Origin of the sequence: Amycolatopsis thailandensis, from assembly GCF_042723255.1 — a bacterium.
Lineage (GTDB): Bacteria > Actinomycetota > Actinomycetes > Mycobacteriales > Pseudonocardiaceae > Amycolatopsis > Amycolatopsis thailandensis.
Map to the genome: position 1 here is coordinate 1 of NZ_JBHXJK010000147.1, position 19,400 is coordinate 19,400.

At 67.4% G+C, this 19,400-nt stretch carries 23 protein-coding genes; 18 read left to right on the forward strand and 5 right to left on the reverse strand.

Annotation, left to right across the window (positions count from 1 at the left end; genetic code table 11):
- Positions 1–131: 131 nt before the first annotated feature.
- Together ACFWMR_RS36395 and ACFWMR_RS36400 are read right to left on the reverse strand one after the other, a co-directional pair.
- A complete protein-coding gene (locus ACFWMR_RS36395; protein WP_378279194.1) occupies positions 132–1,088 on the reverse strand; it encodes a glycoside hydrolase family 6 protein in 957 nt (318 codons plus the stop codon).
- Positions 1,089–1,556: 468 nt separating this feature from the next.
- Positions 1,557–2,222: a C39 family peptidase gene (locus tag ACFWMR_RS36400; RefSeq protein WP_378381695.1), complete on the reverse strand. Its 666-nt coding sequence runs from the start codon at positions 2,220–2,222 to the stop codon at positions 1,557–1,559.
- A 158-nt stretch (positions 2,223–2,380) separates the two neighbouring features.
- On the opposite strand from ACFWMR_RS36400, the gene ACFWMR_RS36405 reads away from it, so the two are divergent.
- Entirely contained in the window at positions 2,381–3,022 is a 642-nt protein-coding gene (locus ACFWMR_RS36405) for an RNA polymerase sigma factor (protein ID WP_093935378.1), read from the forward strand.
- Entirely contained in the window at positions 3,009–4,163 is a 1,155-nt protein-coding gene (locus ACFWMR_RS36410) for a CU044_5270 family protein (protein ID WP_378381696.1), read from the forward strand. The genes ACFWMR_RS36405 and ACFWMR_RS36410 overlap by 14 nt, the downstream gene beginning before the upstream one ends.
- Here ACFWMR_RS36410 and radA read toward each other — a convergent pair.
- On the reverse strand, positions 4,160–5,518 hold the full coding sequence (radA, locus tag ACFWMR_RS36415; protein WP_093935379.1) for a DNA repair protein RadA: 1,359 nt from the start codon (positions 5,516–5,518) through the stop codon (positions 4,160–4,162). The genes ACFWMR_RS36410 and radA overlap by 4 nt on opposite strands.
- A 119-nt stretch (positions 5,519–5,637) precedes the next feature.
- Positions 5,638–6,363: a hypothetical protein gene (locus ACFWMR_RS36420; RefSeq protein WP_093935421.1), complete on the reverse strand. Its 726-nt coding sequence runs from the start codon at positions 6,361–6,363 to the stop codon at positions 5,638–5,640.
- A 297-nt stretch (positions 6,364–6,660) separates the two neighbouring features.
- On the opposite strand from ACFWMR_RS36420, the gene ACFWMR_RS36425 reads away from it, so the two are divergent.
- From ACFWMR_RS36425 to ACFWMR_RS36475, 11 genes are all read left to right on the forward strand, one after another.
- Positions 6,661–7,152 carry a CarD family transcriptional regulator gene (locus tag ACFWMR_RS36425; protein ID WP_005165253.1) on the forward strand — a complete coding sequence of 164 codons (492 nt, stop codon included), beginning with the start codon at positions 6,661–6,663 and terminating at the stop codon, positions 7,150–7,152.
- Positions 7,153–7,211: 59 nt separating this feature from the next.
- Positions 7,212–7,859, forward strand: a complete 648-nt coding sequence (locus ACFWMR_RS36430; RefSeq protein ID WP_378381697.1) for an IspD/TarI family cytidylyltransferase — start codon at positions 7,212–7,214, stop codon at positions 7,857–7,859.
- Positions 7,856–8,326, forward strand: coding sequence for a 2-C-methyl-D-erythritol 2,4-cyclodiphosphate synthase (gene ispF / locus ACFWMR_RS36435; RefSeq protein ID WP_005165257.1), 471 nt, complete (start codon positions 7,856–7,858; stop codon positions 8,324–8,326). Before ACFWMR_RS36430 ends, ispF begins: the two co-directional genes overlap by 4 nt.
- Before the next feature lie 28 nt (positions 8,327–8,354).
- Positions 8,355–8,750: a PPOX class F420-dependent oxidoreductase gene (locus ACFWMR_RS36440; protein WP_093935381.1), complete on the forward strand. Its 396-nt coding sequence runs from the start codon at positions 8,355–8,357 to the stop codon at positions 8,748–8,750.
- Positions 8,751–8,763: 13 nt separating this feature from the next.
- On the forward strand, positions 8,764–9,159 hold the full coding sequence (locus tag ACFWMR_RS36445; protein ID WP_020631992.1) for a PPOX class F420-dependent oxidoreductase: 396 nt from the start codon (positions 8,764–8,766) through the stop codon (positions 9,157–9,159).
- Between the two features lie 107 nt (positions 9,160–9,266).
- Positions 9,267–9,953, forward strand: a complete 687-nt coding sequence (locus ACFWMR_RS36450) for an HAD family hydrolase (RefSeq protein WP_378381698.1) — start codon at positions 9,267–9,269, stop codon at positions 9,951–9,953.
- Between the two features lie 46 nt (positions 9,954–9,999).
- Positions 10,000–11,391, forward strand: a complete 1,392-nt coding sequence (gene cysS / locus ACFWMR_RS36455) for a cysteine--tRNA ligase (protein ID WP_093935383.1) — start codon at positions 10,000–10,002, stop codon at positions 11,389–11,391.
- 35 nt (positions 11,392–11,426) lie between these two features.
- Entirely contained in the window at positions 11,427–12,383 is a 957-nt protein-coding gene (gene rlmB / locus ACFWMR_RS36460; RefSeq protein ID WP_378381699.1) for a 23S rRNA (guanosine(2251)-2'-O)-methyltransferase RlmB, read from the forward strand.
- Positions 12,384–12,469: 86 nt separating this feature from the next.
- On the forward strand, positions 12,470–13,903 hold the full coding sequence (locus ACFWMR_RS36465) for an MBOAT family O-acyltransferase (protein WP_378381700.1): 1,434 nt from the start codon (positions 12,470–12,472) through the stop codon (positions 13,901–13,903).
- Positions 13,904–13,915: 12 nt separating this feature from the next.
- Positions 13,916–14,266: a hypothetical protein gene (locus ACFWMR_RS36470; RefSeq protein WP_378381701.1), complete on the forward strand. Its 351-nt coding sequence runs from the start codon at positions 13,916–13,918 to the stop codon at positions 14,264–14,266.
- Positions 14,267–14,276: 10 nt separating this feature from the next.
- Positions 14,277–14,756, forward strand: coding sequence for an HIT family protein (locus tag ACFWMR_RS36475; RefSeq protein ID WP_378381702.1), 480 nt, complete (start codon positions 14,277–14,279; stop codon positions 14,754–14,756).
- Here the strand turns inward: ACFWMR_RS36475 and ACFWMR_RS36480 are convergent.
- Positions 14,684–15,403: an alpha/beta fold hydrolase gene (locus ACFWMR_RS36480; protein ID WP_378381703.1), complete on the reverse strand. Its 720-nt coding sequence runs from the start codon at positions 15,401–15,403 to the stop codon at positions 14,684–14,686. The genes ACFWMR_RS36475 and ACFWMR_RS36480 overlap by 73 nt on opposite strands.
- A gap of 87 nt (positions 15,404–15,490) precedes the next feature.
- Here ACFWMR_RS36480 and ACFWMR_RS36485 point away from each other — a divergent pair, with 87 nt between their 5' ends.
- From ACFWMR_RS36485 to ACFWMR_RS36505, 5 genes are all read left to right on the forward strand, one after another.
- Positions 15,491–16,051, forward strand: a complete 561-nt coding sequence (locus ACFWMR_RS36485; protein WP_378381704.1) for a TetR/AcrR family transcriptional regulator — start codon at positions 15,491–15,493, stop codon at positions 16,049–16,051.
- Positions 16,048–16,653, forward strand: coding sequence for a transglutaminase-like domain-containing protein (locus tag ACFWMR_RS36490; RefSeq protein WP_378381705.1), 606 nt, complete (start codon positions 16,048–16,050; stop codon positions 16,651–16,653). The genes ACFWMR_RS36485 and ACFWMR_RS36490 overlap by 4 nt, the downstream gene beginning before the upstream one ends.
- Positions 16,654–16,802: 149 nt before the next feature.
- The gene (locus tag ACFWMR_RS36495; RefSeq protein WP_208635992.1) at positions 16,803–17,849 is read left to right on the forward strand and encodes a hypothetical protein; all 1,047 of its coding nucleotides are present in this window, start codon (positions 16,803–16,805) and stop codon (positions 17,847–17,849) included.
- 40 nt (positions 17,850–17,889) lie between these two features.
- Positions 17,890–18,528, forward strand: a complete 639-nt coding sequence (locus tag ACFWMR_RS36500; protein ID WP_093935423.1) for a hypothetical protein — start codon at positions 17,890–17,892, stop codon at positions 18,526–18,528.
- A 66-nt stretch (positions 18,529–18,594) separates the two neighbouring features.
- Complete coding sequence (locus tag ACFWMR_RS36505) at positions 18,595–19,287, forward strand: HD domain-containing protein (RefSeq protein WP_378381706.1); 693 nt, start codon at positions 18,595–18,597, stop codon at positions 19,285–19,287.
- The last annotated feature ends 113 nt before the right edge of the window (positions 19,288–19,400 follow it).

Here is a 19,400-nt window from a genome sequence, read left to right on the forward strand (position 1 = left end):
AGGCGCAAGCAAGGGGGCCTTCATGTACTTGGAGGCGTCGCGCCGGCTGCTGTCCAAGGGGTCGTGGCCTTCGCCTTCTCGGGAGAACGAAAGTCACAGACGAACAACCGGCGCGACGGGCTTGGGGAAGGTCAGGTACCGCTGATCAGGCGCAGGGCCAGATCGGAGCTGAACTGACCGGCTTCGACGTTCGGCGCGATCCCGCACTTGCCGTCGGAGTCACCGGGCACCTTGACCCAGAGCAGCATCTCGGCGCCGCCACCGGTCTGCGAGGGCGTCCCGAGCTTGCGACCGGCCGGGTTGCACCACTCGGAACCCTTGGGGCCGTTGCCGTTGCGGCTCGTGTCGATGACGAACGGCTTGGTGTAGCCGTACTTGCTCGACAGCGCGGCGCTGACGGCCTTGCCGTAGTTCGCCGAATCGGTGGTGGTCTTGTAGTTCGACACGTTGATCGCGAGACCGCGGATCGACTTCACCCCGACGGCGTTGAGCCGGTCGGCCATGGTCGCGGCGGGGATCCAGGTCGAGTTGCCGCCGTCCATGTACGCCCAGGTGTTCGGGGCCTTGGCGGCGAACTGCTCCGCGGCGTACTTGAGCAGGTCGAGACGGGTCTGGCGCTCACCGGTGGGCAGGCAGTCGACCTGCGCCAGCGCGTCCGGCTCGATGACGACGACCGCGGGCTTGCCGCCGATGCCGTCGGCGAAGTTCGAGATCCAGGTCCGGTACGCCTCCGGGCTGCCCGCGCCGCCACCGGAGTGACCGCCGCAATCACGGCCGGGGATGTTGTAGGCGACCAGGATCGGCAGCTTGTCGGCGACGTCGGCGGCGTAGGTGTAGCCGTCGACGGCCTTCTTGACGTCGCCGCTCCAGTTGCCGAACCAGCGCGCGCCCGCCTTGGTGGAGATGGCGGCCTTGATCTTGTCGGCGGTGCTGCCCGGGTGGTCCTTCACCCAGACCGCGGGGTTGGAGTTCGGGTCGACATAGAAGCCGTTGGTCTTCTCAAGGGGGTTGCCGTCGGCGGCCTGAGCCGGGGCGGCGATGAGGGCCAGCAACGAGGCGGCCAGCAGACCGAGCGTCTTGATGCGCATGCCAGGACCCTCTCGCCCGCCCGTACAAGATCCGTACAAAACCACGCGTTTCGCCCGCTGAATGCGGTCGTTCGCTTGCCCGGCTACCGCGATCAGTCGCCTGCTCGCGGCCCTCCCTCGCCCGTCGGCTGGTCGGCGACGTTGTGAAAGCCACTTTCGCAACGTCGAGGGTTGCGAAAGTGGCTTTCGCAACGCCCTTGCCTTCGCGACATCGCGTCGGAGGTCCGTGAAGGCCTCCTTGCCTACCCTGAAGGTAGTGAAGGAGGCCTTCACGGAATGCCCGGTCGTCACAGGCGCCCCAGGGACCTCGGCGGTCACCGTCGAAGCACGCGAAGGCCCCCTTCACATGACTGCGCGAAGGAAACTCGACCTTCCTCTCCTCGCACCCGAGACCATCGCATTCAGTCCTCTGAATGCGATAGTTGGCAACGCGAACTACCGCATTCAGAGGACGAAACGCGACATGGATCAGGCCGAGTAACCCTTCGGCGGGATCAGGGTGGCGAGCTGGTTGAAGGTGAGCCAGTAGATCTGGTTGCCGCCGAAGTTGGCCGGGTCGGCGATCTTCACCGTCATGTTGTCGCTGTTGTAGCCGATGATCGTGAAGTAGTGGTAGATCGTGTAGTTCGGGTAGCCCGGCGGGTGGTTGTTCGCCGGGGCGACGATGTTCGCGACGAGCGCGTAGCCCTTGTCGACGTCCAGCACGATGTCGCGCCACAGGAGATCGCGCTGCGCCTGGGTCGGCGGGTCGTTCGGCATCTCCTTGGTCTCGTACCAGCCGCCGCCGATGTGGGCGTTGAGGACGCGGGTGACCTGGCCGATCCAGTCGGTGCCGTTGGTGGTGGTCGGGAGCTCGTTCGCGAGCTGTTGCTGGCTCGGCGGGTTGCCGTTCTTGGCCGAGATGGCGATCCGGGTGGCGGCCGGGCCGCACCAGTACCCGGTCTCCTGGATCTGGTACTGGATGTTGAGCTCGGCGGTCGCCCTGACCCCTTCGACCTTGGCGGGCGGCGCCATCGACTTCACGAAGTCGGGTGCGGGTACGACGTTTTCGGATTGAGCGACGGCCACCGCCGGAGCGGTGATCAGTGCGGACACCGCCAGCGCGGCGACGACCGCGGTCCTGAGTCGACGCATGGTAATCCTTCCCCAGTTTCACTTTTCAATGGTGAATAGTGAACAGAATCGCCCGCCCGGCCGCTTTTGTCTTGATCTCGACCTGCGTCTTCCCCGATCGGATCACGACGAAAGTAGGATCGGATGAACGCTCCGGGGGCCTTCGGGCAATAGCGATCGTGCAGGCGATGAAGAACGATCACGAGCAAGCCGGCTCGCACGGGCAGGACAGACCGGATCTCGGCGGTCCGGACCCCGCGCCCGTCTTCGGCATGCTCTTCGACGCCCACGCGGCCCCGCTGCAGCGCTATCTCGCGCGCCGCGTCGGCGCCGAGACCGCGCACGACCTCGTCGCCGAAACGTTCCTCGTGGCGCTCCGGCGGCGGGAGACGTACCGCCCGGAGGCCGGGACGGCGCGCGCGTGGCTCTACGGCATCGCGACCAACCTGCTCCGGCACCACGTCCGCACCGAGACCCGCGCGCTCAACGCGACGGCGCGGCTCGCCGCCGCCGACCAGATGGTCGCGGCCGGGCACGACGGCCGCGTCGCCGAGCGGGTCGACGCGCAGTCCCGCGCGGCCCAGCTGGCGGGCGCGCTGGCCGAACTGAGCGTCGCGGACCGCGACACCCTGCTGCTGGTCTCCTGGGCGGGCCTGGACCCCGGCGAGGTGGCCGAGGCACTGGGGATTCCCGCCGGCACCGTCAGATCGCGGCTGCACCGGATCAGAAGATGGTTGCGCGCCAACGCGCCGGAGATAACCACTGAGTCCACAAAGGACAATTCGAGGCGAACGGAGGAGGGCGAAAGTGCACGGCGATAGCATCAGGAAGGTGTGGTCCGACGCCGAACTCGACGAGGCGCTGGCCGACCTCCATTCCGAAACGGAATCCCGGCCGGACGAGCTTTCGCGCGCCAAGGCCGCGCTCCTGCGCGCGGCGGGCGAGGCCGAGGGCGAACTCCGCCCCATGGCGGCGCCTCCGGTAAAAAAACGTCCCGGCGCGTGGCGATGGATCGCGGCCGCGGCCGCCGCCGCGCTGGTCTCCGGTGGGGGAATCGTGGCCACGAACGTCTTCACCGGCGTCGACGGCCCGGACCCCGCGGCCCCCGTGACCGTCGCCCCGGACGATGACGTGCTCAAGGACCTCCGCGGCGCCGACCTCCCGCTGGCGGGCAAGCAGTACTGGCTCTCCACCGAATCGGTCTGGACGACGCGGATCGGCAAGAAGAGCGGGGTGATCTACCAGACGCACGAGATCCACGAGCGGTGGCTGCCCTCGGACTGGTCCCTCCGGCACATGACACGGTTCACCGGGACCGGCGAGGTCCGCTGGATCAAGGGCGACTACGAGACGGCCAAGTCCAAGGGCGATCTGATCCCCGGCGCGCAGGTCGTCACCGGCTGGGAAGGCGCCCACCAGCCGCCGTCGGGCGGGCCGGCCTCGACCTCGGAAGCCCCGCCCCGGCCGGGTTCGACAACGACGAGTTCGCCGCCGGAAGCACCTGTCTCGACCCAGCGGGACAAGCCCACGCAGACCAGCTGGATGATCCTGGACAAGGAATTCCTCGAGGCGCTTCCCACCGACCCGGCGAAGCTGCTCGAACGGCTGCGCGGCGACAACCGGGACCGCGAGGCGAACACGCCGCCCAAGATGTTCGACATGGCTCTCAGCGTCCTGCGTTCGTCGCACGGCTACGGCGATCTTCGAGTGGCGCTGTGCAAGGCGCTCGCGAAGGCCCCGGGGATCACGGTCGAAACGAACGTGATCACCCCCGACCGCCGACCGGCCGTCTCGTTCTCGGTCCGGGAGAGCGACCGGGTCAAGACGTTCGTCGTGGACCTGACCACGGCGCACGTCACGAGTTACGGCGCCGCCCGTAACCGGTCCGACCCCGACTTCCCGGGGCTGACGCTGTTCGACACGACGGTGACGACGCAGGTGACCGACCGGGAGGGTCCCTAACGAGCGTGCTTGGCGGCGTTGAGCGCGCTTCCGACGTCACCGACTTCCAAGACGCGGATCCCCGGCGGGATCTTGCCGGAGTCCGGCGGCACCAGCGCGTAGGTGAAGCCGAGCCGGGCGGCCTCCGCGAGCCGCCGCCCGACACTCGGCACCCGCCGGACCTCACCGGAGAGCCCGACCTCGCCCATCGCGACCAGCTTGGGCGAGAGCGGGGTGTCCCTCGCCGAGGAGATCAGCGCCAGCACCACCGCGAGGTCGATGCCGGGTTCGGTGATCTTCATGCCGCCGACCGTCGCGACGTAGACGTCCTTGTCGCCGACCTTGATGTTCGCCCGCTTCTCGACCACGGCCAGCACCATCGCGACGCGCGCCGAATCGAGACCGCTCACCGCGCGCCGGGGCTGCGGCGACTGGGTCGACGAAACGAGCGCCTGCACCTCGCCCAGCAGCGGCCGCTTGCCCTCCATGGTGACCGTGACGGCGGTGCCCGCGACCGGTTCGGCGGTGTGGCTGAGGAACAGCCCCGACGGGTCGGGCACGCCGACGATGCCCTCCTCGACCAGTTCGAAGCAGCCGATCTCGTCGGCGGCGCCGAAGCGGTTCTTGATGCCGCGCAGCATGCGCAGCGTCGAATGCTTGTCGCCTTCGAACTGGAGGACGACGTCGACCAGGTGCTCCAGCACGCGCGGCCCGGCGACCGAACCGTCCTTCGTGACGTGACCGACCAGCACGATCGGCAGCCCGCGTTCCTTGGCCAGCGCGACCAGCCCGGAGGTGACCGCGCGGACCTGGGTGACCCCGCCCGGCGCGCCCTCCACCTGCGGCGAGGCCATGGTCTGAACCGAGTCGACGATCAGCACACCCGGCTTGACCGCGTCGACGTGGCCGAGGATCGCGGAGAGGTCGCTCTCGGCCGCGAGAAACATCTCGTCGTGGACGTTGCCGGTGCGTTCGGCGCGCAGGCGCACCTGTCCCGCCGACTCCTCGCCCGTGACGTACAGCGCGCGGCCCGCGGTGGCCGCCCATTGGTAGGCGACCTCCAGCAGAAGGGTCGACTTGCCGACACCGGGCTCGCCGGCGAGCAGGATGACCGCGCCCGGCACGAATCCGCCGCCGAGCACCCTGTCCAGTTCGGAGACTCCGGTGGGCTTGGCCCGCGCCGTCTCGACGTCGACCTCGCCGATCGGGCGCGCGGGAGCGCTGGGTGCGCCGGCGGCGACCCTGGCTATCGCGGGGCGGGCGTCGCCGCGTTCCTCCAGGGTTCCCCACGCCTGACATTCGGGGCAGCGCCCGACCCACTTCGGCGCTTCGTACCCGCACTCACCGCAGCGGTAGGTGCTGCCTTTCTTGACCACTCCGCGAGGCTAGCGGCCACCACCGACAAACCCGGGGAGCGACGGACCCGCCAAGTACATGAAGGCCCCCTTCACTGCGTCTAGCGCAATGAAGGGGGCCTTCATGTACTTGCGGAGACTTAGTGCCCGCCGCCCTTGGCTTCCTTCTCCGGCGCCGGGGCCCGGCTGCCCGGGTGCGACGGCGCCGCGACCGGCAGCTCCAGCGTGACCGAACCGGAGTTCTTGAAGACGAAGGTGACCTTGATCGTCTGGCCCGCCCACACCGGCTGCTTCAGCCCCTGGAGCACGATCGTGGCCTTGCCCACCTCGTCCGGCGCGGCGGACGACTCCGGGCCCGCGGACGGCGTGACCGTCCCGGCGACGCTCGACGACGGGGCGCCGGACGCGCTGCTCGAAGGAGCGCCCGAGGACGACGGCGCGCCTGAAGACGGCGGCGCGGAGGAGGGGGCGCTGGTCGGCGCGGCCTCCTTGGTCGACTCGACCGAGTCGGCCGGGCCGATCACGAGCGCGTGGCTCGCGACGACGGTCTTGGCGCCGGTGATCTTGGCGTCGCCGGTGGCGGCTTCGGAGGAGACCGAGACGAGCTCGTCGTCCTGCTTGCCCTGGTTCACGATGGTCAGCGTCAGCGGCACGGCGGCACCGGCCGGGTACGCCTGGCCTTCGGTGGGGAACTGGAGCGCGGCGTTCCGCAGCACCAGGTCCTTCGCCTGCGCGTACGTCCCGTTGACCGCGGGCTGCTGCGAGTCGGTCTGGGTGATCTGACCAGCACCGCAGCCGGCGAGCACGAGCGCGGCGCCGAGCGCCAGCACACCTGCGCCGAACACGCGACGATTCTGCAGCCTCACGTCGGAGTCCTTCCATCTCACGGCCTCTTCACCGCGAAGACTAGCCGGGCGGCTTCGCGGGCGGAGAACCCGGTGCGTGTTGACACGCCACCAATGCGGTGACGTGCCCAAGATCAACCGTCCACAAAGGATTTGGAAATCGTTCGCTTCTCACCTGCATGAGCACGGGCGAATTGGGTTTGTCAACCCCCGGGCGGACCACCGTCAGGCCGCTGACCTGCGACGACGATCGCGGGCCGCTAGGTGGGCCTCGTCGGCACGTGCTAAGATGAATTCAGCGAAAGGGGCAGAGGACACATGGTTTTCAAGGTCGGAGAGACCGTCGTCTACCCGCACCACGGTGCCGCACTCATCGAAGCCATCGAGACCCGCGTGATCAAGGGCGAGGAGAAGAAGTACCTCGTCCTCAAAGTCGCGCAAGGGGATCTTACGGTTCGCGTGCCCGCTGACAACGCCGAGATCGTCGGTGTTCGTGATGTCGTCGGGCAAGAAGGACTGGACAAGGTTTTCGACGTTCTGCGTGCTCCGCACACCGAAGAGCCCACGAACTGGTCTCGTCGGTACAAGGCCAACCTCGAGAAACTCGCCTCCGGCGATGTGAACAAGGTGGCCGAAGTGGTGCGCGACCTCTGGCGGCGAGAGAAGGACCGCGGACTTTCAGCCGGCGAGAAGCGCATGCTGGCGAAGGCGCGGCAAATTCTGGTCAGCGAGCTCGCGCTCGCGGAGGGCACCGACGAGGACAAGGCTGAAGTCCTCCTCGACGAAGTTCTGGAAACCGCGGCAGTCTGAACCGGCGGATGTCCCACGCCAGGTGAGGCTGCGGGGGATACCACTACGATCGCGCACATATGAGCACCGTCCATATGAGCACAATCGTGTTCGTCACTGTCGTTCGACACCATGCCTCCGACGCGGAGCTCGCTCTCGCGCCGGTCAATGGTGAAGCTCTACTCACGCACACTGTGCGGGGGCTGCTCGCTCTGCCGGATCTCGATCTGGTGGTCGTAGCGGCCCCCGAGCGGTGTGCTGATTTGTTTTCGGCCGCTCTCAGCGGTTTCGATCAGCGATGCCGGATAGTACCCGGACAGTCACTCAAGCACGCATTCGACACCGTCGAATCGGAAATCTCCGGAAATCCGGTTCTCCTCGCGCACGACGCGTTGCGCGCTTTCACTCCCCCGGACACGGTCCGTGCCGTCGCGGACGCGGTCCGTGCGGGTTCCCCTTTCGTCGTCCCGGTACTGCCGATGGCGGACACCGTGAAGGTGACCGACGCGGCGAAGGTGATTACGGGAACCGAAGACCGCGCATACCTGCGGACGGCCCAAACCCCGCTCGGCTTCACTCGTGAGACTTTTCTCTCGTATGCCGATAAACCGTCTCTCGACGGCGCGCACACCGTCGCCGGGCATCCGGATGCGATGCGCGTCACCACTTCGTTCGAACTGAAACTGGCCGAAGCCATCGCGGTGGCCGGAAAAGAGGAGATCCTTTGAGGATCGGCAACGGTGTCGACGTCCATCCGATCGAAGCGGGCCGCGAGTGCTGGATCGCCGGTCTCCTCTGGCCCGGCGTCGACGGCTGCGCGGGCCACTCCGACGGCGACGTCGCGGCGCACGCGCTGTGCGACGCGTTGCTGTCCGCGGCCGGGCTCGGTGATCTCGGCGCGGTGTTCGGCACCGGCGATCCGCGGTGGGCGGGCAAGCACGGCGTCGAGTTCCTCGCCGAAGCGCGGCGCCTCGTCGAAGCGGGCGGCTGGACCGTCGGGAACGCGACCGTCCAGATCGTGGGCAACGCGCCGCGCGTCGGGAAGCGCCGCGAAGAGGCACAGAAGGTGCTGAGTGAAGCCGTCGGCGGGCCGGTGAGCGTGTCCGGGACGACGACCGACGGGCTCGGCCTGACCGGACGCGGCGAGGGCATCGCGGCGTTCGCGACGGCGTTGCTGCTGCCCTCACAGGAATAGCCCGCGCCGGTGGCCGGTTCGAGCTGTCATGGCAGTCACACTTCCCGAACCGGTCCGCGCACTGGTGGACGGCAAGAACTTCGCGACCGTGGCCACCCTGGACGCCGACGGCGGCCCGCAGACCTCGGTCATCTGGGTGGGCCTCGACGACGGCGATCTGGTCTTCAGCGCCACCGAAGACAGGCTGAAGGTGCGGAACCTGCGTCGCGATCCTCGCGCGAGCGTGTCGATCACCGACGCCGACGACCCGTACCGGCACACGCAGCTGCGCGGCACGGTCACGATCACCCCGGACCCGGACAAGACGTTGCCGAAGACGCTCAGCCACAAGTACCTCGGCAAGGACTACCCGCCCGAAGGCCCGGAAGTCGAACGGGTGATCATCCGCCTGCGGGTCGATCGGATCGCCGGGAACGTCCGGTGATTAGGCTCTCGTCATGGGTGTGACCTTCAACGACGCGACCAAGAAACTCCTCGACGGCAACAACTTCCCGGTGCTGGCGACGCTCAACGCCGACGGCTCCGCGCAGACGTCCGTGCTGTGGGCGAAGCGGGACGGCGACACGATCGTCTTCGCGACCGTCCGGGGCCGTCTCAAGGAGCGGAACATGGCCAGGGACCCGCGGGTGTCCGTCTCGGTCTTCGAGCAGGAGAACCCGTACAACTACGTCGAGATCCGCGGGACCGTGGAGATGACCGACGAGGGCGGGCGCGAGCTGATCAACGAGCTCTCGCACAAGTACCTCGGCAAGGACTACCCGGACGAGCCGGCGGAGGTCGTCCGGGTGCTGGTCCGGATCACGCCCACCAAGATCACCGGCAACGCGGCCTGACACACGCCATGAAAGGTCCTTTCCTTGCAAAATTTGCAAGGAAAGGACCTTTCATCTCACACGCGAGGAGGGGCGAGGACCGCACGATCGTGGCTAATGTGGACCCCGTGACCTTTCGCGCTGTGTTGTTCGACTTCTCCGGCACGGTCTTCCGGCTCGAGCAGGACGAGACCTGGCTCGCCGACCTCACCGACCACGAGGGCGAGCGGCTCGACATCGAGGCCCAGACCGAACTGATGCGCCGGATGACCGCGCCGGTCGGCCAGGTCGTCGATCTCGACGAGGAGCACCTGCACGCCTGGCACAACCGCGACCGCGACCCGGTGCTCCACCGCAAGGTGTACCTGGAGGTCCTCAAGCAGTCCGGGGTGCCGCACGCCGACCAGGCCGTCGCGCTCTACACCCGGCTGATCGATCCCACCCAGTGGACGCCGTACCCGGACACCGAAGCCGTCCTCAAGAGCCTCTCCGGCAAGGACGTCCAGGTCGGGGTGCTGAGCAACATCGCCTTCGACATCCGGCCCGCCTTCAGCCGCCGCGGCTGGGACGCCTTCGTCGACGAGTTCATCCTGTCGTTCGAGGTCGGCGCGGTGAAGCCGGAGCCGGAGATCTTCCGCACGGCGATCGGGCGGCTCGGCGTCGACCCGGCGGAGACGCTCATGGTCGGCGACAGCGAAGAGGCCGACGGCGCCGCACGCGAGATCGGCTGCGCGTTCGCGCTGGTAGAGCCGCTGCCGACGACCGAGCGGCCGGACGCTCTGCTCAGTGCCCTGCGCACCCATAACGTGCTGTAATACGGTCACTGCGACATCGCTCACGCCCACCCCGTACCCTTTTAGGGTGGCACTACACCTCTATGACACCGCGACCCGGAGCGTGCGGGAATTCCACCCCGCCCGTAGCGGAACGGCGTCCATGTACGTGTGTGGTGCCACCGTGCAGGGCATCCCGCACATCGGCCACGTCCGCGGCGCGCTGAACTACGACGTCCTCCGCCGCTGGCTCGTCCACAGTGGACTCGACGTGCTGATGGTCCGCAACGTCACCGACATCGACGACAAGATCCTCACCAAGGCCGCCGCGGCGGATCGTCCCTGGTGGGAGTGGGCCGCCACACACGAGCGCGCCTTCGAGTCGGCGTACGAGTCGCTGGGCTGCCTGCCGCCTTCGATCGCCCCCCGGGCGACGGGGCACGTGACGCAGATGGTCGAGCTGATGCAGCGGCTGATCGACGGCGGGCACGCGTACGCCTCCGGCGGCGACGTGTACTTCTCGGTCAAGTCGTTCGACGGCTACGGCGACCTCTCCGGGCAGAAGCTCGACGAGGTCCAGCAGGGCGAGAGCCTCGGCGAAGGCAAGCGCGACGCGCGCGACTTCACGCTGTGGAAGGCCGCGAAGCCGGGCGAGCCGTCCTGGCCGACGCCGTGGGGCTCCGGTCGTCCCGGCTGGCACCTCGAATGCTCGGCGATGGCGACGGCGTACCTCGGCGCGGAGTTCGACATCCACGGCGGCGGCGTCGACCTGGTGTTCCCGCACCACGAGAACGAACGGGCTCAGTCCAACGCGGCGGGCGACGGGTTCGCGCGGTTCTGGCTGCACAACGCGTGGGTGACGATGTCCGGCGAGAAGATGTCGAAGTCGCTGGGCAACACCGTGTCGATCCCGGAGATGATCAAGAACTACCGGGCACCCGAACTGCGGTATTACCTGGTCCAGCCGCACTACCGGTCGACGATCGAGTACTCCGACGGGGCGCTCGCCGAGGCCGCGCAGGGCTACCGGCGGATCGAGCAGTTCCTCCGGCGCACCGCGGGCATCGCCGGCGCCGTGCACATCGGCGAGGTCCCGGCCGGGTTCGCCGCCGCGCTCGACGACGACCTGGCCACCCCGCAGGCGTTCGCAGTGCTGCACAACACGGTCCGGGACGGTAACGCGGCCCTGGACGCGGCCGACAATTCCAAGGCACTCGAAATCGCCGCCTCCGTGCGCGCGATGACCGACGTGCTCGGCCTCGACCCGCTCTCCGCGCGCTGGTCCGAGGCGGGCGGGAATGAGACGCCCACCCGGCAGGCGCTGTCCGATCTCGTGGAAGGGCTGCTGACCGAACGGCAGCAGGCCCGCGCCGACAAGGACTTCGCCCGTGCGGACGCCGCGCGTGACCGCCTCCAGCAGGCGGGCATCGTGGTGGAAGACACCCCGAACGGTCCACAGTGGACTGTCAAGGACGTCTGACACTTACTCGGTTTCTAGCTCAAGGATTCTCACTCATGGCAGGCAACTCCCGGCGCCAGGGCGCTATTCGCAAGCCCGGCACGAAGAAGGGTCAGGTCGTCGGCTCCGGCGGCCAGCGCCGGAAGGGCCTCGAAGGCAAGGGCCCGACCCCCAAGGCCGAGGACCGGCCGGGGCACAAGGCGTACCGCATCTCGAACGCGCGTGACCGCAAGGAACAGGCCCGGCAGAAGAAGGCCGACAAGCCGGAGCTGATCGCCGGGCGCAACCCGGTGGTCGAGGCGCTGCGCGCCGACGTTCCCGCCACCGCGCTGTACGTCGCGATCAACATCGAGATCGACGACCGCGTCAACGAGGCCGTCCGGCTCGCCGGTGACAAGGGCATCTCGATCCTGGAGATCCCGCGCGAGGAGCTCGACCGCAAGACCAACCGGGCCATGCACCAGGGCCTTGGTTTGCAGGTCCCGCCGTTCGAGTACGCCGACCCGCGCGACCTGATGGCGGTGGCGAAGGACTCGGGCCAGACCCCGCTGTTCGTCGCGCTCGACGGCGTCACCGACCCGCGCAACCTCGGCGCGGTGATCCGTTCGGCCGCCGCGTTCGGCGCGCAGGGCGTCCTCCTGCCGGAGCGGCGCAGCGCGGGCATGACCGCGGTCGCGTGGCGGACGTCGGCAGGCACCGCCGCCAAGCTGCCGATCGCCGTCGCGACCAACCTGACCCGTCAGCTGAAGGCGTGGAAGGACGAAGGCCTGATGGTCGTCGGCCTCGACGCGGACGGCTCGGTGGACATCGACGAACTCAACCTCGCGGCGGATCCGCTGGTCATCGTGCTCGGTTCGGAAGGCCGCGGCCTTTCGCGGCTCGTGCGCGAGACCTGCGACGCGACCGTGTCGATCCCGATGTCCGCCGGTGTCGAGTCGCTCAACGCGTCGGTCGCGGCCGGGGTGCTGCTGGCCGAGGTGGCTCGCCGCCGCCGTATCGCGGGACGTGTCTGACCCCGCACTTCGTCGACACCGGGCGGGGTCCTCAGGCTAAGGTCACCAGCGGATAACGCGTAACCGCCCTGGGGGACCCCGCACCGATGTCGTTCATTTCGCCGCTGTTCCTGTGGTACTTCATGCCGGCGGTGCTGCTCGCCGTGCTGCTGTGCCCGCGCAGCTGGCGGAACGGCATCGTCGCGGTCGGCAGCTTGATCTTCTACGCCACCGGCGCCGGGCCGTACACGCTCGTGCTGCTCGGCTGCATGGTGGTCAACTTCCTGGCCGGGCCCGCGCTGGAGCCGAACGCGTGGGACCTGCAGAACAAGCGGCGCAAGCGGCTGCTGTTCGGGGTCATCGGCCTCAACGTCGGCATGCTGCTGATCTGGAAGTACGCGGGGTTCGCGACTCAGCAGATCGCGGCCGTGACGCACTGGTTCGGCGGCGGTTTCCCGGTGGCCGACCTGGTCATCCCGATCGGCATCTCGTTCTACACGTTCCACCACATCTCGTACGTGGTGGACATCTACCGAGGTGAACGCCGCGCGCTGCGCAACCCGGTGTCGTTCGCCGCGTACATCGCGATGTTCCCGCAGCTGGTGGCCGGGCCGATCGTGCGGTACCGCGAGATCGCCGACCAGCTGCCGCAGCAGCGGTCGCACCGCCTCGACGACATCGCCGCCGGTTTCCCGCGCTTCGCGCTCGGGCTGTGCAAGAAGACGATCATCGCGGACTCGCTCAGCCCGATGGTGGACGCCTGTTTCAACACGCCGCCGGATCAGATGACCTTCGCGATCGCCTGGCTCGGCGCGATCGGGTACACGCTTCAGCTGTTCTTCGACTTCTCCGGGTACTCCGACATGGCGATCGGGCTCGGGAGGATGCTCGGCTTCCGGCTCCCCGAGAACTTCGCGCGGCCGTATTCGTCGGTGACCATCACCGAGTTCTGGCGGCGCTGGCACATGTCGCTTTCGCGCTGGTTCCGCGACTACGTCTACATCCCGCTGGGCGGCAACCGCACCGGCGCCGGGCACACGTACCGGAACCTGTGCGTCGTGTTCGTGCTGACCGGGTTCTGGCACGGCGCGCAGTGGACGTTCCTGATCTGGGGCGTCTACCACGGCGCGCTGCTGATCGTGGAACGCGCTTTCGGCTACGACGTCACCCCGAAGACCCAAGCGGCCCGCATCGGCCGCCGCGCGCTGACGCTCGTGCTCGTGGTCTTCGGCTGGGTGTTCTTCCGCGCCAAGGACCTGCCGCACGCGCTCGGCATGATCGGGCACATGGTGCTGCCGGACTTCACCGGCCTCACCGACGTCGTCGAAAGCGCGGTGACCAACCAGCGGCTGCTCATCCTGCTGTGCGCGCTGGCGATCGTGTTCCTGCCCGCGCATCCGGTGACCGGGCCGCTGCTGGAGTCCTCGCGCAGCCGCCCCGCGACGGCGCTGCGGATCGGCGTGATGACCGTCGGGCTGGTGTACGCGGCCATCCTGATCGCGACCGGCACCTTCAGCCCGTTCCTCTACTACCAGTTCTGAGGGAGCCCGAGAATGACCGACCTGGCCCGCCAGCCCGGGGTGATCCCGTATGTCGACAACCACGACGGCCCGCGCCGCCTGCTGACCATCGACATCCCGCTAGTCCGCGAGGCGCGGATTTTCGCGCCCATCGCGAGCATCGACGGGCGACAGTACGTGGTCTCGTGGGGCTCCGTAACGTTCGAGATCCCCGCTGACCGGAACGTGCACATCAGCGTGCACCTGCAGACCAACTACACGGGTCGCGCGGGCGACACGACCACTCCGTTCGCTTCGATCGTCCTGGCTCCACATCCCGGACCGGTCCGGCTGGCGGCCCAGCTCGTGACCAACGCGGAGGGCTCGCTCCTGCCGGTCGGCTAGCTTGGGGCGCATGACCGACGGCTGGAAGCGGGATCGCATCGGCTCGGCCCTGCGCGGTGAGAACCCGACAGTGCTGCGGCGATTGGAAGCGGGCTTCGCGGTGATCGGCGATACGCAGTTCCTTCCGGGCTACTGCGTCCTGCTCACCGATTCCCCCTCCGCCGGAAGGCTGACCGATTTGCCGCGGCCGCGACGGCTGGAGTTCCTGTCGGACTTGGAGCTGCTCGGCGAAGCGGTCGAAAACGTCTGCGCGCGAAGGGATCCCGGCTTCCGCCGGGTGAACCTGGAGATCCTCGGCAACACGGATCCCTTCCTCCACGCGCACGTCTGGCCGCGCTACGACTGGGAACCGGCGGACGTCGTCGGGCGGCCGGTCTGGCTCTATCCGGTCGAAAACTGGACTGCCGCGCTGGGCCCTCAGCACGACTCACTGCGTTCGGAGCTGACGGCGGAGATCGACAGGCTGCGAGCCGCGTCGAGCACCAGCTGAGCGAACTCCTTGCCGCGCACCATCGGGAGGTAGTGCCCGGCCTTCGGGACGTTGATCAGCCTTCCGTCGGCGCAGGCGTCGAGAAAGCGGCGTTCGTGGCGGCGGAAGTGGTCGCGTGAGCCGTTGATCAGCCAGGTCGGCCCCGGATAGGTGCCGAGTTCCGCGAGCACGTCGAAGCCGGCGAGGGCCTTGGCGACGTCCGGGATCACCTCGGTCGCGATGCCGCCGCCGATCACGGCTTCGGCGAGCTTCGGCGGCAGCGCGGCCCGGAATTGACGGCGGCTGACCCCTTCTCCCCGGTCCGGGAGCCGCATGAGGAGACGGTGCGCGAGACGGAAGGGTGTCTCCAGCGTCTTGCCGGGCAGGTAGGTCGAGCCCGCGACGACGAGTCCGGCCACGCTTTCCGGGTGTCTCGCGGCCGCGGCGATCGCGATGTACCCGCCGAGGGAGTGCCCGACGACCAGGGCGGGCTCTTCGACCGCTCCGGCGACGGCGTCCACCGCGCCGTCCAGGGTGAAGCGTTCGCCCCGGCGGCTGCCGTGGCCTGGAAGATCGACCGCTTTCGCGGGACGGCCCAGCAGTTCGAGTTGTTCCGACCAAGCGGCACCGCTGAGCCGGATGCCGTGGACGAAGACGACGGGGACCATGGGCTACCTCCTGAATGCAACGCACCGTTGCGTTGCAAAGTACGCTCGCTTTGGACGCAACGCAACGGTGCGTTGTAATCTCGGGCCGTGAGCACGCAGAACGGTCCGCGCAAGGCCGAGGCGATCTTCGCCGCCACCCTCGAACTACTGGCCGAGCACGGCTACGACAAGCTCGCCATCGAGGCCGTCGCCGCCCGGTCCGGTGTCAACAAGACGACGCTGTACCGATGGTGGCCATCCAAGGACGCGCTCCTGGCCGCGGCGCTGCGCGATTCGGGACTGTTCGCGCTCGACGCACCGGACACCGGCAGCCTGCGCGGCGATCTTCTCGCCGTGGCCACGCACATCCTCCGGTTGCTGACCTCCGAGCGCACCTCGCCCGCCGTCGTCGCGACCCTGACCGCCGGGCCGCGCCGTCCGGAACTCGGCGAGGTCGCGCGGAGTTTCTTCGCCGACCGCATGGCTCGCGAGGAGCCGATCTTCGAACGCGCGGTCGCGAGGGGCGAACTGCGCGACGACGTCGATCCGGTGCTCGTGATGGATCTGCTCGCGGGGGCGATCTGGTTCCGGCTGCTGCTGCGCGGCGGCGAAGCGGGCCCGAAATTTCTCGAAGAAGCCGTCGACACCGTGTTGAACGGAGCCGCGTGAAAATACCGCTGAAGATCGAAACCGAGCGGCTCGAAGATTATCTCGTCGCCGACACGGTGATCGATCACGATCATCCGCTGATCCGCGAAACGGCTGACGGACTGTCACCGACCGGCGGCACCGAAGTCGACGTGATTCGTTCGATGTTTCACTTCGTGCGCGACGAGATCGCCCATACGGTGGACGCCGCCGATCCCCGGATCACCCTTATGGCCTCAGAGGTGCTAAGCGAGCGAGTCGGCCTCTGCTACGCGAAGGCCCATCTGCTGGCGGCTTTGCTGCGCAGTCAAGGCATCCCGGCCGGGTTCTGTTACCAGCGGATCGGCGTTCTGCACGGGCTCAACGGCGTGTACCTGGCTGGTCTGGACCGGTGGATCCGACTCGACCCGAGGGGCAACAAAAACGGCGCGGACGCTCATTTTCCTTTCTTACAACAGAATTCTCCGGAGGACGAGCGGCTCGCGTGGACCCTGGACCCCGCCAAGGGCGAGATCGACTTCCCCACGGTCTACAGCACACCATCTTCGGCCGTCATCGAAACACTGTCGATGGCGACGCCCGGACCCGCTTGGTACGAGGGGATCCTTCCGCACTCTCCGTGAGCGGTTTTTCCGTGTTCCGGCGAAACCTCGGCAGCGAATAGGGTATAGCCGTGCGTTACGTTCGCTGTTGGTACCTTTCCCCCGAATTTCTTATTTCGACATTGTCACGATGCGCGTAGAGTAACTCCCCGCACTCGAACAGATACGCAATGCGTTCGTCCGTTCGAGTGCGGATCAAGGAGGTGAACCCCGTGCCCGCGGAAGCCGACCGGCTCCGCCGTACCCCACTGCAAGAGATCTTCTGGACCAGGACAAGCCTGCTGCTCACCGTTCTGGTCGTCGTCGCGGGCCTCAGCCTGTGGATCTCCAGCATGATGGATCCCGGCGCAGGAAAGACGCTGCTCACTTCACTGGGCACCGGCACCCTGATCTCCGCGGTGGTCGGCTTCGGTCAGACCCTGATCACCGCCACCGCGTCGCAACGCGCGATGGTGACCCCGGTGATCGAGGAAAGCCGCCGTGCGCTGGAAGCGCTCAGTGCCGAATACCGTTCGCTCAACAAGGAATTCTTCCCCACCCACGTCTTCGAGGCGACCACCGAGCCGGATCCGATGTTCAACCGGATCCTCACCGAAGACCTCGACGTGACCCGGCACTACTTCTTCCGCGGGTTCTCCGGCAGGCATGCCGCGGCCCGTTTGCTGTTGTCCCGCACCGAAAGAGAGCTTCGCGTGGTCATCGCCGACCCGCGCGACGAAGGCGCCATCAGTGGCAGGGCGCGCTATCTCCTTCGCAGCGAAGAAGCGGGAATGGACTACGAGACGATCCAGGCCAGGCTCGACGACGAGATCAGCATCGGACTGGTCGGGCTGTTCCTGGCCCGCGGCCGCTGCTCGCTGGTGGACATCACCGTCGTCGCCGATCCGCCGCTGGACCGGCTCGAAGTGTTCGACGAGAGCGTCTGGGTGACCTTGTACAGCGACATCCGCGGTGCGACCACGCTGTATCCGCGAACGCTGCGGTTCAGCGAAGGTTCCTTTCTGTACAACAAGGAACGCTCCGAGTTCCTGCGCGTGTCCCAGTCCCGTTCCGGACGGCACTTCCGGATCTCCACCACCACGACGAGGACGGATTTCCTCGCCCTGTACGAAAAGATCACCGGCTCTCCACTTTCCGAAGAGAACTTCCTGGAACTGGAAGGGAAATTCCACGCCTTCCGGAAGGAGTTCACCGAACTAGCCGAGTTGAACCCCTGACCTCTCGGCGTCGCAGAGCACTAGATTTGAGGAGCTGATGTTGCTCACTCGCTTGTCCCCCCTCACCCGGCTCTCCGCGCTGCTCCGGACCACGGACCTGCCACTGGCGCAGCACTGGCAGATCGTCGACGAGATCTTCCGGGACTGGACCTCAAGACCCGACCTGCGCGACGACCTCCGCCGGCACCTGGATTCGCTGAGCCCGGACGAGGCGAGCGCGGTACTCGAACGGTCCCGGGAGACCACCACCCATTTCGCCTGGTGCCTGCTCGATTGCCCGACAGATCCCTTTTCGGTCTGGTTGCACGAATACAAGGCACCGCAGGACTGGCGCGAGGGCTACGCCGATTCCGTGCACAACCACAGATATCACTTCTGCACCACGCTTCTCCGTGGCGACTACGTCCACGAGCGGTATTCGACCCTGCGCGACCAGATTTCCGGATTGATCACATCGGTTCGGTTACGACGTAGCACGCTGTGTCAGACGGGGTCGGTAGGCGTCATGTACGCGGACGAGTTCCATCGGATTCCCGAAGCCACCGAAGGGACTATGACGTTTTTGGTGAAATCACGCCCCGTAAGCGACTTCAGTCTCTCCTATGACCCGAAGACCGGAATAGGCCATCGTCACGTTCCGGTGGAGGTCCGATTGGGGGACCTGGCCGGACGCATCTAACTACACACCGCCGTCGAAGGCGCATACCATTACTCCACCCGTCTGTAAACGGGATCGGAGAGGTGTATGCGCGCGCGAAAGAGCACGATTCCTTCCCAGACCATCGACGCCGTCGAGCAGCGCGTCCGGCAACTTTGCTGGCGCTATGCGGACAAACTGCAGTTCCACGGCTGGCACCATGTGAGTTTCGTCCGGGCAAAGGCCGCGGGGTTCGCCGAGCACAACGGTGCGGATCGCACCGTCGTCGAGGTGGCGGCACTGGTGCACGACGTGAACTACATCGTGCTCCAGAACTCCCCCGCGGCCGCCGGACGAGACCTCCGCATGGGCATCCTGCGGGAATGCGGGGTCGAGGAAAGCGTCGCCCGGTGGATCGACGAACTCGTCGACGAAGCCGAAATGGCCACCAGAGGCCGGCACATCTCGCTCGAGGCCCAAGCCTTGAGCGACGCCGACACGCTGTTCAAGGCGCTGCCGGTGACGCCCGTCGTACTCGCCCACCGTTATCTGCGGGAGAACGGGTTGAGCCTCCGCGAGCTGGCGCACAAGATCGTCGGCGAACAACGCGACGTCCACGACAGCGGCTATTACTTCTACAACCCCAAGGCCGCGGAGAACTACTCCCGGTGGGCGCTGGCGAATCTTCAGTTGTGGCAATGCATCAAGGAGGCCGTCGACGATCCGACGGTGGTCGAACTCCTCGACGCGGTGCACGCCGTGGACGCCATGGACTTCGAAGCCGAGCCCGCGGCCTCTTAGGGCGTGTTTCACAAGTCGGTTCGATGGGCTTCGTGATCCAGGTGGCTCCTGGCGGTGCGGGCGGATCGGCCTCGTACCGGGTCGTACTCGGGCGCATCCGCCCGTGCCGTCAG

Bases quoted from the DNA above. Each gene is read 5' to 3' on its own strand.
- ACFWMR_RS36495 (WP_208635992.1), top strand. From the start codon at position 16,803: ATGCGTTCGTCCGTTCGAGTGCGGATCAAGGAGGTGAACCCCGTGCCC.
- ACFWMR_RS36440 (WP_093935381.1), top strand. From the start codon at position 8,355: ATGGCAGTCACACTTCCCGAACCGGTCCGCGCACTGGTGGACGGCAAG.
- ACFWMR_RS36400 (WP_378381695.1), bottom strand. From the start codon at position 2,222: ATGCGTCGACTCAGGACCGCGGTCGTCGCCGCGCTGGCGGTGTCCGCA.
- ACFWMR_RS36395 (WP_378279194.1), bottom strand. From the start codon at position 1,088: ATGCGCATCAAGACGCTCGGTCTGCTGGCCGCCTCGTTGCTGGCCCTC.
- ACFWMR_RS36445 (WP_020631992.1), top strand. From the start codon at position 8,764: ATGGGTGTGACCTTCAACGACGCGACCAAGAAACTCCTCGACGGCAAC.
- rlmB (WP_378381699.1), top strand. From the start codon at position 11,427: ATGGCAGGCAACTCCCGGCGCCAGGGCGCTATTCGCAAGCCCGGCACG.
- ACFWMR_RS36465 (WP_378381700.1), top strand. From the start codon at position 12,470: ATGTCGTTCATTTCGCCGCTGTTCCTGTGGTACTTCATGCCGGCGGTG.
- ACFWMR_RS36475 (WP_378381702.1), top strand. From the start codon at position 14,277: ATGACCGACGGCTGGAAGCGGGATCGCATCGGCTCGGCCCTGCGCGGT.
- ACFWMR_RS36430 (WP_378381697.1), top strand. From the start codon at position 7,212: ATGAGCACCGTCCATATGAGCACAATCGTGTTCGTCACTGTCGTTCGA.
- ACFWMR_RS36470 (WP_378381701.1), top strand. From the start codon at position 13,916: ATGACCGACCTGGCCCGCCAGCCCGGGGTGATCCCGTATGTCGACAAC.
- ACFWMR_RS36425 (WP_005165253.1), top strand. From the start codon at position 6,661: ATGGTTTTCAAGGTCGGAGAGACCGTCGTCTACCCGCACCACGGTGCC.
- ACFWMR_RS36480 (WP_378381703.1), bottom strand. From the start codon at position 15,403: ATGGTCCCCGTCGTCTTCGTCCACGGCATCCGGCTCAGCGGTGCCGCT.
- ACFWMR_RS36505 (WP_378381706.1), top strand. From the start codon at position 18,595: ATGCGCGCGCGAAAGAGCACGATTCCTTCCCAGACCATCGACGCCGTC.